This is a genomic window from Escherichia sp. WS3227_2, assembly GCF_046486495.1.
Taxonomy (GTDB): domain Bacteria; phylum Pseudomonadota; class Gammaproteobacteria; order Enterobacterales; family Enterobacteriaceae; genus Escherichia; species Escherichia coli.
Genome location: NZ_JBJQLG010000011.1, coordinates 28,597 through 41,388, shown reverse-complemented (window position 1 = coordinate 41,388; position 12,792 = coordinate 28,597). Strand labels below are relative to the sequence as shown.

Genomic DNA, 12,792 nt, shown 5'->3' with positions numbered 1-12,792 from the left:
TTTGCAAATCCAAAGCATTACATTAAGACGTGGCCTGATAAACATATCGCATCAGGCCATTTTCGTTAGCTATTGTCCACGTCAGGCTTTCACATCACTCACTGCACCGACCGGAATATCAGCATGAACAGGCTCGGGCGGTACTTTGCGATATTTATCCAGCAGATGGATCTGGATCCTGCGCAGCGTGTCACCATTGAGGCGATAGAAACGGAAGTAGAGAATCAGCGTTACCATGAAAAACAGAGTCGGTAGAGCAATCATAATAAACTGCATACCTAATAGGGCTTGCGTAGACTGTTCAACATTCGGTACATAGCCAATCATCCCTAACACAACCGCAATGAAAAAAGCCGCAAAGGCTGAACCGCCCTTCACCACCATAGTCTGCACGGAGTAAGCGATGCTTTCACAGCGTACGTGCAGTTTATATTCACCGTAATCAACGGTATCTGCCACCATGATGACCTGTAATACCCAGAAAAGCGCCGTTCCCACATTCAGCAAGATACCCGCAATCACAATGAGGACGACGTTGTGATAGCTCATTAATGCCATTAACAGGAGAACACCACAGCTTAACACCGGAAGAATAGATGCTCCGGCCCATAAAATGCGTCGGGATAATGATTTAACTAAGCGTGGGAAGAATACTAACGTCACCAGATTAGCAGCTCCCGCATACGACAGATAATAGGGGAACAAATCCGCATCACCGATAACATATGAGAAATAATAGATAGCAAAGCCGGTAATAATATTGCTGGCTACATTATAAGCAAGAGCCATACCCAAGAGGCATGAAAGCTGATCGTTTTTATAAATAAGCGCAACGATGGCTTCAAGTGTCAGATGGCTTCCTTCAGCAGACGGTTGATTGTCTGACGAAAAGACTTCATGCACATTGCGCAGAGTGATGATGGTTGAAACAATAAAAAAGGCGATCAGTACCAGAGTGAACATCTGAAAGCCAAATCCCCGATCGCCACCGCCGACATAATTAACAAATGGTAGCGTCACACCTGCCGTAACAAAGCCCGCCAGACTGGCAAAAAAACGCGGATAAGGAACCAGTTGTTCGCGCTCACGTTTATCGAGCGTTATGGTTGGAACCAGCGACCAGAAGGGAATATCCATAATGGTGTAAGTCATGCCCCAGAGGATGTAGGTCACGCAAACAAAGACAATCTGAGTAGTACCTTCAAACAGATGCGCACTAAAGAGGAGAAATAAGATTACAGAGTTTGCCAACGTACCGATCAGGATCCAGGGTTTGAACTTACCCCATCGCGATCGCGTAGCATTTACAATCCATCCCATAATCGGATCGTTAATAGCATCCCAGATCCTCGCCACCAGAAACAAAGTACCGACCAAACCCACAGACAGCCCGACGACATCGGTGTAGTAATACATGAGGTACATATACACAATGCCGATCGCAAAATCCTTCCCGAACGCTCCAAATCCATAACTGAGTTTTGTAGTCATTGAAATGCTCATAGGGTATCGGGTCGCTGTTACCAACGCCCGCCTTCTGTTATTGGTATCGTCAGAGGTGTGCGCCGGAATAAATCCCCCGGCGCAGTAGCGTTTAGTCGCGTTTTAACGGTGCAACCAGCCTGGTAGCCAGTCGCCGTGGGCGGCAATCAGGTCGTCAACAAGAGCATATATTTCGTCAATGCCCAGCACGGCGGCAGTATGCGGGTCCATCATCGCGGCGTGGTAAACACGGTCGCGATTTTCCGTAAGAATGGCTTCAGTCAGCAGCGTCTGTACGTTGATGTTGGTTTGCATCAGAGCGGCCAGATGCGAAGGTAGCGTACCGACTTTGGTCGGCTGAATGCCATTAGCATCAACCAGACAGGCCACTTCCACACAACATCCTTGTGGCAGGTTATCAATCAATCCATCGTTACGGACGTTGCCGTAAATCACACTCGGCTCGCCAGTCCAGATAGCGTTCATGATTGTGCTGGCATATTCCCGTGACGGTTTAATATCAATCCGGGAGGCGTTCTTATACTCCTCCAGCTCTTTATGCCAGTTCGCCAGCTGCTCGACGCAGCGTTTCGGGTACTCATCCAGCGGTACTTTATAACGCTCAATCAAATCCTCACGACCTGGCTTAATAAACCACGGTGTGTACTCAGCAAAATGTTCTGACGATTCTGTGACGAAGTAGCCCAGCTTTTTGAACATTTCGTAGCGCACAATATTCTGGCAGCGAGTATTGCCGTGAATATTCGGCTTCGGTGCCTGCCCTGCGTCATAAGCCGCCAGCAGTTCCGGGTAGAGATTCACGTAACTGCCGTCGGCGATTTTGCGCTCCAGCTCCAGGTAAAACGCCATATGGTTGATACCTGCGCAACGGTAACGCAACGTAGCCGGGTCGATATTGAGGTCACGCGCCAGCTCTTCCGCCGTTCCCTGCACCGAATGGCACAGCCCGACCTGTTTGATATGCGGATAGCGGGCATACATCGCCCAGGTATTCATCGCCATTGGGTTAACGTAGTTGAGCATAGTGGCATCGGGGCAGACTTCCGTCATGTCCTCGCAAATTTGCCACAGGTGCGGAATGGTACGTAGCGCGCGCATAATACCGCCCGGCCCCAGCGTATCGGCAATGGTTTGTTCCAGACCGTGGCGCTTACAGACCTCGAAATCAGTCACCGTGCAAGGTTCATAACCGCCAATCTGAAATGCCACCACGACAAAATCGGCATCCTGTAAGGCTTCTTTCTGTTGGGTGTGGCAGGTGATTTTGCCGCTGGCCCCTGCTGAATCCATCAGCTTGCGCACCACAATATGCGACTCTTCCAGGCGAGTGGGATCAATGTCCATCAGGGCAATATGCGCCGTTTTCAGCGCCTCGCGATGGAACACATCACCAAGAATATTTTTAACGAAAATCGTCGAACCAGCGCCGATAAATGTAATTTTGGGTGCAGACATCATGCAGATCTCCTGGCTTGCTTGAATAACTTCATCATGGCAGGCGAATCTGCAGAAAACCTCCGGCTTCCAGGTTGAGCATTCCCATAAACTCAGATCCTGCGTGAAGCAGCAGTAAATCTGAGTTTATGGGAATAAATTACCTGAAAAGCAGAGTTTTCGGCCTCATGATGCTCGGACGCTCCCCTCGCCGCTGTGGGAAGAGGGTGAAAACCGTGCTCCCACTCGCAGTCATCCTCCCTCACTCCTGCCATAATTCTGATATTCCAGGAAAGAGAGCCATCCATGAATACAGATACGTTTATGTGCAGCAGCGACGAAAAACAGACCCGCAGCCCACTGTCGCTGTATTCGGAATACCAGCGGATGGAGATTGAGTTTCGCACACCGCATATCATGCCCACCAGCCACTGGCATGGTCAGGTCGAAGTGAATGTGCCTTTCGATGGCGATGTGGAATACCTGATCAACAATGAAAAAGTGAGTATCAATCAGGGACATATCACGCTGTTCTGGGCCTGTACACCGCACCAACTAACAGATACCGGAACCTGTCAGAGCATGGCGATTTTTAATCTGCCGATGCATCTGTTTCTCTCCTGGCCGCTGGATAAAGACCTGATTAACCACGTCACTCACGGTATGGTGATCAAATCACTGGCGACACAGCAACTTAGCCCGTTTGAAGTGCGCCGCTGGCAGCAGGAATTGAACAGTCCGAACGAGCAAATTCGCCAGCTCGCCATTGATGAAATTGGCCTGATGCTCAAGCGATTTAGCCTCTCTGGCTGGGAACCGATTCTGGTCAATAAAACCTCGCGCACACACAAAAACAGCGTCTCGCGCCATGCGCAATTTTATGTCAGCCAGATGCTGGGCTTTATTGCCGAAAACTATGATCAGGCGCTGACCATCAACGATGTGGCTGAGCACGTCAGACTTAACGCCAACTATGCAATGGGGATATTCCAGCGGGTCATGCAATTGACGATGAAACAGTACATTACCGCGATGCGCATCAACCACGTTCGCGCGTTACTGAGCGATACCGATAAAAGTATTCTCGATATTGCCCTGACGGCAGGCTTTCGTTCAAGTAGTCGTTTTTACAGCACGTTCGGCAAATATGTCGGCATGTCGCCGCAACAATACCGCAAACTTAGCCAACAGCGCCGCCAGACGTTTCCCGGCTAAAGACGATATCAGTATCAGCCAAAAAAATAGTTTAGCCGTCGATAATAAGCAGTGAAAATAATTTAAAATAATCACATAACATATTGTTTATAAAAACAAATATTTCAAAAATGTTTGTTTTTCACGCGCTTTACAGCCCGAAAAGGCCGGAAGATACTTGCCCGCAACGAAGATTCCTTCATAACCGGGTAAGCAATGATGAAAGTATTAATTGTTGAAAGCGAGTTTCTCCATCAAGACACCTGGGTCGGTAACGCCGTTGAGCGTCTGGCAGATGCTTTAAGCCAGCAAAATGTTACCGTGATTAAATCCACCTCCTTTGATGATGGTTTTGCCATTCTCTCTTCAAACGAAGCCATTGACTGCCTGATGTTCAGCTATCAAATGGAACATCCGGACGAACATCAAAACGTCAGACAATTGATCGGTAAGCTTCATGAGCGCCAACAAAACGTGCCGGTCTTCCTGTTGGGCGATCGGGAAAAAGCCCTCGCCGCAATGGACCGGGATCTGCTGGAGCTTGTCGATGAATTCGCCTGGATTCTGGAAGATACCGCCGACTTTATCGCCGGACGCGCCGTTGCCGCGATGACCCGCTACCGCCAGCAACTGTTGCCGCCACTGTTCAGCGCGCTGATGAAATATAGCGACATCCATGAATATTCCTGGGCAGCGCCAGGCCACCAGGGCGGCGTTGGTTTTACCAAAACACCCGCCGGACGTTTCTACCATGACTACTATGGTGAAAATCTGTTCCGCACCGACATGGGCATCGAACGCACTTCCCTCGGTTCTTTGCTTGACCATACTGGCGCATTTGGCGAAAGCGAAAAATATGCTGCACGCGTATTTGGTGCCGATCGCTCCTGGTCGGTAGTCGTCGGTACTTCCGGCTCTAACCGCACCATCATGCAGGCTTGCATGACCGATAACGATGTCGTGGTCGTTGACCGTAACTGCCATAAATCCATCGAACAAGGCTTGATGCTGACAGGCGCGAAACCGGTCTACATGGTGCCAAGCCGCAACCGCTACGGCATTATCGGGCCAATCTATCCGCAGGAAATGCAACCTGAAACCTTGCAGAAGAAAATCAGTGAAAGCCCGCTGACTAAAGACAAAGCCGGGCAAAAACCGTCTTACTGCGTGGTGACCAACTGCACCTATGACGGCGTGTGTTATAACGCTAAAGAAGCGCAGGATCTGCTGGAAAAAACCTCCGATCGTCTGCACTTTGACGAAGCCTGGTACGGCTATGCACGTTTCAACCCGATCTATGCCGATCACTATGCCATGCGCGGCGAACCTGGCGATCACAACGGTCCTACCGTTTTCGCCACCCACTCCACCCACAAACTGCTGAATGCACTGTCACAGGCCTCTTATATTCATGTACGTGAAGGTCGTGGGGCGATTAACTTCTCCCGCTTCAACCAGGCCTACATGATGCATGCCACCACCTCCCCGCTGTATGCCATCTGCGCATCCAACGACGTGGCGGTGTCGATGATGGACGGCAACAGCGGCCTGTCACTGACCCAGGAAGTGATCGACGAAGCGGTTGATTTCCGTCAGGCGATGGCGCGGCTGTATAAAGAGTTCACCGCTGACGGTAGCTGGTTCTTCAAACCGTGGAACAAAGAAGTCGTCACCGACCCACAAACCGGCAAAACCTATGACTTTGCTGACGCACCAACCAAACTGCTGACCACCGTTCAGGACTGCTGGGTCATGCATCCTGGCGAAAGCTGGCACGGCTTCAAAGATATTCCGGATAACTGGAGTATGCTCGACCCGATTAAAGTCAGCATCCTTGCTCCGGGAATGGGTGAAGATGGTGAACTGGAAGAAACCGGTGTTCCGGCGGCGCTGGTCACTGCCTGGCTTGGTCGCCACGGCATTGTGCCTACCCGCACCACTGACTTCCAAATTATGTTCCTGTTCTCTATGGGCGTAACCCGTGGGAAATGGGGGACTCTGGTTAACACCCTTTGCTCCTTCAAACGCCACTATGACGCCAACACACCGCTGGCGCAGGTGATGCCGGAACTTGTTGAACAATATCCTGACACTTACGCGAACATGGGGATTCACGATCTGGGTGACACCATGTTTGCCTGGCTGAAAGAAAACAACCCTGGCGCACGGTTGAACGAAGCCTATTCCGGCCTGCCGGTGGCGGAAATCACCCCGCGTGAAGCGTACAACGCGATTGTCGACAACAATGTCGAACTGGTATCCATTGAAAACCTGCCAGGACGCATCGCGGCAAACTCAGTTATCCCGTATCCGCCAGGAATCCCGATGCTGCTGTCTGGTGAAAACTTCGGCGATAAAAACAGTCCGCAAGTAAGTTATTTACGCTCGCTGCAATCCTGGGACCATCATTTCCCTGGATTTGAACACGAAACTGAAGGGACTGAAATTATTGACGGTATTTACCACGTTATGTGTGTGAAAGCGTAACCACTATTCCGATGAAGGCGTAATTGTTTAAATAACATTACGCCGCCTGGCCTTAGGACTTTTGAGTATGGCAACGTTTTCATAAAAATTGCTGCAAACAAAAATGTCATACTTTTTGCGCGGCCCCACCCCGCGCTTTTTTTTGCCTGTTATTTACCCTGTAAAAAAATATGTACATGAGAAATTACTATAAAAATTTGTAATATTAGTAAAACTCGTTATTTTTATGCATGTTTATATTCATCATACAATTATATAACCATTTCCCGGTATCGCTTTGCTTTAGCGAGAACTGGTCTTTTATTCGCACTCAGGAGTACATGTATGAGGATTTGCAGCGACCAACCTTGTATTGTTTTATTGACTGAAAAAGATGTCTGGATAAGGGTGAATGGGAAAGAACCTATTAGCCTTAAAGCTAACCATATGGCGTTATTAAATTGTGAAAATAATATTATCGACGTCTCCTCTCTTAACAACACTTTGGTTGCTCATATTAGTCACGACATCATCAAAGATTACCTCCGGTTTCTGAATAAAGATCTCTCGCAAATACCAGTATGGCAACGTAGCGCTACGCCCATCCTCACACTGCCATGCCTGACGCCAGACGTCTTTCGCGTTGCCGCGCAACATAGCATGATGCCCGCTGAAACTGAGTCAGAAAAGGAACGAACACGCGCATTATTATTCACTGTGCTATCCCGTTTTCTCGACAGTAAAAAATTCCTTTCATTAATGATGTATATGTTACGTAATTGTGTAAGTGACAGCGTTTATCAAATTATTGAAAGCGATATCCACAAAGACTGGAATCTTAGTATGGTAGCCAGTTGTTTATGTCTTAGCCCGAGTCTGTTAAAGAAAAAGCTGAAAAGCGAAAACACCAGTTATAGCCAAATAATCACCACCTGCCGCATGCGTTATGCCGTAAATGAATTAATGATGGACGGTAAAAATATCTCTCAGGTTTCACAGTCCTGCGGCTACAACAGTACGTCGTACTTTATTTCTGTCTTTAAAGACTTCTACGGTATGACGCCGCTGCATTATGTTAGTCAGCACAGAGAACGCACTGTCGCCTGATTTTTAACCTTAACGAAGAGCTATATTAATAACGGCATCAGCGATAACCCGGTCGATAATAATTCAACTATCGAATGCAGGCGTATGATATGACGTAATTTATTGTCACGAAGCTCGCCTTCGCAGGAGTTTAATTATGTCTTCGGATGCTGATGCTCACAAAGTGGGCTTAATCCCCGTCACCCTGATGGTGTCGGGGAATATTATGGGGTCAGGTGTTTTTCTGTTACCTGCAAACCTGGCCTCCACTGGCGGGATTGCCATTTATGGATGGTTGGTGACGATTATCGGTGCGCTGGGGCTCTCGATGGTATACGCCAAAATGTCGTTCCTCGACCCAAGTCCTGGTGGTTCTTACGCTTACGCCCGCCGTTGCTTTGGCCCGTTTCTCGGTTATCAAACCAACGTCCTCTACTGGCTGGCCTGCTGGATCGGCAATATCGCCATGGTGGTCATTGGCGTAGGATATTTAAGTTACTTCTTCCCGATTCTGAAAGATCCACTGGTATTAACCATCACCTGCGTCGTGGTGCTGTGGATCTTCGTCCTGCTGAATATTGTCGGTCCGAAAATGATCACCCGTGTGCAGGCCGTTGCCACCGTGCTGGCGCTGATCCCCATCGTCGGGATTGCCGTATTTGGCTGGTTCTGGTTCCGTGGTGAAACCTATATGGCGGCATGGAACGTCAGCGGCCTGGGCACCTTCGGCGCGATTCAAAGTACCCTTAACGTTACGCTGTGGTCGTTCATCGGTGTGGAAAGTGCCTCCGTTGCCGCAGGTGTGGTGAAAAACCCGAAACGCAACGTCCCTATCGCCACCATTGGTGGGGTATTGATTGCCGCCGTTTGCTATGTACTCTCCACCACCGCGATTATGGGGATGATCCCTAATGCCGCACTGCGCGTTTCTGCCTCGCCATTCGGTGATGCCGCACGGATGGCGTTGGGTGACACCGCCGGGGCCATTGTTTCCTTCTGCGCAGCTGCGGGTTGCTTAGGTTCACTGGGCGGCTGGACGTTGCTGGCGGGTCAAACGGCGAAAGCCGCTGCCGATGACGGACTGTTCCCACCGATTTTTGCCCGTGTAAATAAAGCGGGTACGCCAGTGGCAGGGCTGATTATCGTCGGTATTTTGATGACCATCTTCCAGCTCAGTAGCATTTCGCCAAACGCGACCAAAGAGTTCGGTCTGGTTTCTTCCGTGTCGGTCATCTTTACACTGGTGCCATATCTTTACACCTGTGCGGCGTTACTGCTGCTCGGCCACGGTCACTTTGGTAAAGCACGCCCGGCATATCTGGCAGTTACTACCATTGCCTTCCTCTACTGCATCTGGGCCGTGGTGGGGTCCGGGGCGAAAGAGGTTATGTGGTCATTTGTCACCCTGATGGTCATCACCGCCATGTATGCGCTGAATTACAACCGGCTGCATAAAAACCCGTATCCCTTAGATGCACCAATAAGCAAAGATTAATTCCCCTTAATCCAGCAAACATAAAAGCCAACCTTAAGAACTTAAGGTTGGCTTAATTTTGCTTTGCGAGCATATGCGCACTTTGTTCGATGGAAACACCGTGATGTTGAAGCGCCTACTAAAAAGACCCTCTTTGAATTTACTCGCCTGGCTATTGTTGGCCGCTTTTTATATCTCTATCTGCCTGAATATTGCCTTTTTTAAACAGGTGTTGCAGGCGCTGCCGCTGGACTCGCTGCATAACGTACTGGTTTTCTTGTCGATGCCAGTCGTCGCCTTCAGCGTGATTAATATTGTCCTGACACTAAGCTCTTTCTTATGGCTTAATCGACCGCTGGCCTGCCTGTTTATTCTGGTCGGCGCGGCTGCACAATATTTCATAATGACTTACGGCATCGTCATCGACCGCTCGATGATTGCCAATATTATTGATACCACTCCGGCAGAAAGTTATGCGTTGATGACGCCGCAAATGTTATTAACGCTGGGATTCAGCGGCGTGCTTGCTGCGCTGATTGCCTGCTGGATTAAAATCAAACCAGCCACCTCGCGCCTGCGCAGTGTTCTTTTCCGTGGAGCCAATATTCTGGTGTCTGTACTGCTGATTTTGCTGGTCGCCGCACTGTTTTATAAAGACTACGCCTCATTGTTCCGCAACAACAAAGAGCTGGTGAAGTCCTTAAGCCCCTCTAATAGCATTGTTGCCAGCTGGTCATGGTACTCCCATCAGCGACTGGCAAATCTGCCGCTGGTGCGAATTGGAGAAGACGCGCACCGCAACCCATTAATGCAGAACGAGACACGTAAAAATTTGACCATCCTGATTGTCGGCGAAACCTCGCGGGCGGAGAACTTCTCCCTCAACGGCTACCCGCGTGAAACTAACCCGCGGTTGGCAAAAGATAACGTGGTCTATTTTCCTAATACCGCATCTTGCGGCACGGCAACGGCAGTTTCAGTACCGTGCATGTTCTCGGATATGCCGCGTGAGCACTACAAAGAAGAGCTGGCACAGCACCAGGAAGGCGTGCTGGATATCATTCAGCGAGCGGGCATCAACGTGCTGTGGAATGACAACGATGGCGGCTGTAAAGGTGCCTGCGACCGCGTGCCTCACCAGAACGTCACCGCGCTGAATCTGCCTGGTCAGTGCATCAACGGCGAATGCTATGACGAAGTGCTGTTCCACGGGCTGGAAGAGTACATCAATAACCTGCAGGGTGATGGCGTGATTGTCTTACACACCATCGGCAGCCACGGTCCGACCTATTACAACCGCTATCCGCCGCAGTTCAGGAAATTTACCCCAACCTGCGACACTAACGAGATCCAGACCTGTACCAAAGAGCAACTGGTGAACACTTACGACAACACGCTGGTTTACGTCGACTATATTGTTGATAAAGCGATTAATCTGCTGAAAGAACATCAGGATAAATTCACCACCAGCCTGGTTTATCTTTCTGACCACGGTGAGTCGTTAGGTGAAAATGGCATCTATCTGCACGGTCTGCCTTATGCCATCGCCCCGGATAGCCAAAAACAGGTACCAATGCTGCTGTGGCTGTCGGAGGATTATCAAAAACGGTATCAGGTTGACCAGAACTGCCTGCAAAAACAGGCGCAAACGCAACACTATTCACAAGATAATTTATTCTCCACGCTATTGGGATTAACTGGCGTTGAGACGAAGTATTACCAGGCTGCGGATGATATTCTGCAAACTTGCAGGAGAGTGAGTGAATGAAAATTCTGATTGTTGAAGACGATACGCTGTTATTGCAGGGATTGATTCTGGCGGCGCAAACCGAAGGCTACGCGTGCGATGGCGTGACAACCGCGCGGATGGCGGAACAAAGCCTTGAGGCCGGTCATTACAGCTTGGTGGTACTGGATTTAGGGTTACCCGACGAAGATGGACTGCATTTTCTCGCCCGTATCCGGCAGAAAAAATACACCCTGCCGGTACTGATCCTCACCGCTCGCGATACGCTGACCGACAAAATCGCCGGGCTGGATGTCGGTGCCGATGACTATCTGGTGAAGCCTTTTGCGCTGGAAGAGTTACACGCCCGTATCCGCGCCCTGCTACGACGCCATAATAATCAGGGCGAAAGTGAGCTGATTGTTGGCAATCTGACGCTGAATATGGGTCGCCGCCAGGTATGGATGAGCGGAGAAGAACTGATTCTGACGCCCAAAGAATATGCTCTGCTGTCGCGCCTGATGCTTAAAGCAGGCAGCCCGGTGCATCGGGAAATTCTCTACAACGACATCTATAACTGGGACAATGAACCCTCGACCAACACCCTGGAAGTGCATATCCACAATCTGCGCGACAAAGTGGGCAAAGCCCGTATCCGCACCGTGCGCGGCTTTGGCTATATGCTGGTCGCAAATGAGGAAAACTAATTGAATTTGATGCGTTTTCTGCGCCGACCAATATCGCTGCGCCAACGGCTGATATTGACCATTGGGGCCATTTTGTTGGTGTTTGAGCTGATCAGCGTCTTCTGGCTATGGCATGAAAGTACCGAGCAGATTCAGCTGTTTGAGCAGGCGCTACGCGACAATCGCAACAACGATCGCCACATCATGCGTGAGATCCGCGAGGCGGTCGCCAGCCTGATTGTCCCCGGCGTCTTTATGGTCAGCCTGACGCTATTTATCTGCTATCAGGCGGTACGCCGCATCACCCGCCCGCTGGCGGAGCTGCAAAAAGAGCTGGAAGCGCGCACCGCCGACAATTTAACGCCTATTGCCATTCACAGTGCCACCCTCGAAATCGAAGCGGTGGTTTCGGCGTTAAACGATCTGGTCAGTCGCCTGACCAGCACGCTGGATAACGAAAGGTTGTTTACCGCTGACGTCGCGCACGAACTGCGAACGCCACTGGCGGGGGTGCGTTTGCATCTGGAACTGCTGGCGAAAACGCATCACATTGATGTAGCACCGTTAGTGGCACGACTTGATCAGATGATGGAGAGCGTCTCCCAGCTGCTGCAACTGGCGCGTGCCGGACAGTCATTTTCTTCCGGTAATTATCAACATGTAAAACTGCTGGAAGATGTCATTCTCCCCTCGTATGACGAACTCAGTACCATGCTCGACCAGCGCCAGCAAACCCTGCTATTGCCAGAGAGCGCCGCCGACATCACCGTTCAGGGTGATGCAACCCTGCTGCGGATGTTATTGCGAAACCTGGTAGAAAACGCCCATCGTTACAGCCCGCAAGGCAGCAACATTATGATTAAGCTGCAAGAAGATGGCGGAGCGGTCATGGCCGTTGAAGATGAAGGACCGGGTATTGATGAGAGTAAATGCGGGGAGTTGAGTAAAGCGTTTGTACGTATGGACAGCCGTTATGGCGGGATTGGTCTGGGGTTAAGTATTGTCAGCCGCATTACACAGTTGCATCACGGGCAGTTTTTCCTGCAAAACCGGCAAGAGACTTCCGGCACGCGGGCCTGGGTACGGCTGAAGAAAGATCAGTACGTGGCAAACCAGATATAAAGAAAGCTGCTGACCACCAGCACGCTGAACACGGTAGTTAAACTTTCATAAACACGGTTTTTCATTGCACTCTCCTCCGTTAACCTGGAGGAGAGTATGCG

At 50.1% G+C, this 12,792-nt stretch carries 10 protein-coding genes; 7 read left to right on the top strand and 3 right to left on the bottom strand.

Annotation, left to right across the window (positions count from 1 at the left end; all coding sequences use genetic code 11):
* Window positions 1–81: 81 nt before the first annotated feature.
* Together melB and melA are read right to left on the bottom strand one after the other, a co-directional pair.
* Complete coding sequence (gene melB / locus ACJHXB_RS16320) at window positions 82–1,503, bottom strand: melibiose:sodium transporter MelB (RefSeq protein ID WP_033560716.1); 1,422 nt, start codon at window positions 1,501–1,503, stop codon at window positions 82–84.
* A gap of 102 nt (window positions 1,504–1,605) precedes the next feature.
* Window positions 1,606–2,961 (bottom strand): alpha-galactosidase, encoded by a 1,356-nt coding sequence (melA, locus tag ACJHXB_RS16315; protein WP_024216240.1) that lies wholly within the window; start codon window positions 2,959–2,961, stop codon window positions 1,606–1,608.
* A 282-nt stretch (window positions 2,962–3,243) separates the two neighbouring features.
* On the opposite strand from melA, the gene melR reads away from it, so the two are divergent.
* The 7 genes from melR (at window position 3,244) to pmrB (ending at window position 12,691) form a co-directional block, all read left to right on the top strand.
* Complete coding sequence (melR, locus tag ACJHXB_RS16310; RefSeq protein WP_410233514.1) at window positions 3,244–4,152, top strand: transcriptional regulator MelR; 909 nt, start codon at window positions 3,244–3,246, stop codon at window positions 4,150–4,152.
* Window positions 4,153–4,350: 198 nt separating this feature from the next.
* On the top strand, window positions 4,351–6,618 hold the full coding sequence (adiA, locus tag ACJHXB_RS16305) for an arginine decarboxylase (protein WP_001308282.1): 2,268 nt from the start codon (window positions 4,351–4,353) through the stop codon (window positions 6,616–6,618).
* Between the two features lie 324 nt (window positions 6,619–6,942).
* Window positions 6,943–7,704, top strand: coding sequence for a DNA-binding transcriptional activator AdiY (adiY, locus tag ACJHXB_RS16300; RefSeq protein WP_001217059.1), 762 nt, complete (start codon window positions 6,943–6,945; stop codon window positions 7,702–7,704).
* A gap of 136 nt (window positions 7,705–7,840) precedes the next feature.
* A complete protein-coding gene (adiC, locus tag ACJHXB_RS16295; protein WP_000093154.1) occupies window positions 7,841–9,178 on the top strand; it encodes an arginine/agmatine antiporter in 1,338 nt (445 codons plus the stop codon).
* A gap of 103 nt (window positions 9,179–9,281) precedes the next feature.
* Window positions 9,282–10,925 carry a phosphoethanolamine transferase EptA gene (eptA, locus tag ACJHXB_RS16290; RefSeq protein ID WP_001309144.1) on the top strand — a complete coding sequence of 548 codons (1,644 nt, stop codon included), beginning with the start codon at window positions 9,282–9,284 and terminating at the stop codon, window positions 10,923–10,925.
* Window positions 10,922–11,590: a two-component system response regulator BasR gene (gene basR, locus ACJHXB_RS16285; RefSeq protein WP_000697919.1), complete on the top strand. Its 669-nt coding sequence runs from the start codon at window positions 10,922–10,924 to the stop codon at window positions 11,588–11,590. The genes eptA and basR overlap by 4 nt, the downstream gene beginning before the upstream one ends.
* Window positions 11,591–12,691 carry a two-component system sensor histidine kinase PmrB gene (gene pmrB / locus ACJHXB_RS16280; RefSeq protein ID WP_001052138.1) on the top strand — a complete coding sequence of 367 codons (1,101 nt, stop codon included), beginning with the start codon at window positions 11,591–11,593 and terminating at the stop codon, window positions 12,689–12,691.
* On the opposite strand, the gene pmrR is transcribed toward pmrB, so the two are convergent.
* On the bottom strand, window positions 12,667–12,756 hold the full coding sequence (gene pmrR / locus ACJHXB_RS16275) for an LpxT activity modulator PmrR (RefSeq protein ID WP_000797657.1): 90 nt from the start codon (window positions 12,754–12,756) through the stop codon (window positions 12,667–12,669). The genes pmrB and pmrR overlap by 25 nt on opposite strands.
* Window positions 12,757–12,792 lie beyond the last annotated feature (36 nt).

Excerpts from the sequence above, each read along its gene's own strand:
- melB (WP_033560716.1), bottom strand. The coding sequence starts at position 1,503 with ATGAGCATTTCAATGACTACAAAACTCAGTTATGGATTTGGAGCGTTC.
- melA (WP_024216240.1), bottom strand. The coding sequence starts at position 2,961 with ATGATGTCTGCACCCAAAATTACATTTATCGGCGCTGGTTCGACGATT.
- melR (WP_410233514.1), top strand. The coding sequence starts at position 3,244 with ATGAATACAGATACGTTTATGTGCAGCAGCGACGAAAAACAGACCCGC.
- adiA (WP_001308282.1), top strand. The coding sequence starts at position 4,351 with ATGAAAGTATTAATTGTTGAAAGCGAGTTTCTCCATCAAGACACCTGG.
- adiY (WP_001217059.1), top strand. The coding sequence starts at position 6,943 with ATGAGGATTTGCAGCGACCAACCTTGTATTGTTTTATTGACTGAAAAA.
- adiC (WP_000093154.1), top strand. The coding sequence starts at position 7,841 with ATGTCTTCGGATGCTGATGCTCACAAAGTGGGCTTAATCCCCGTCACC.
- eptA (WP_001309144.1), top strand. The coding sequence starts at position 9,282 with ATGTTGAAGCGCCTACTAAAAAGACCCTCTTTGAATTTACTCGCCTGG.
- basR (WP_000697919.1), top strand. The coding sequence starts at position 10,922 with ATGAAAATTCTGATTGTTGAAGACGATACGCTGTTATTGCAGGGATTG.
- pmrR (WP_000797657.1), bottom strand. The coding sequence starts at position 12,756 with ATGAAAAACCGTGTTTATGAAAGTTTAACTACCGTGTTCAGCGTGCTG.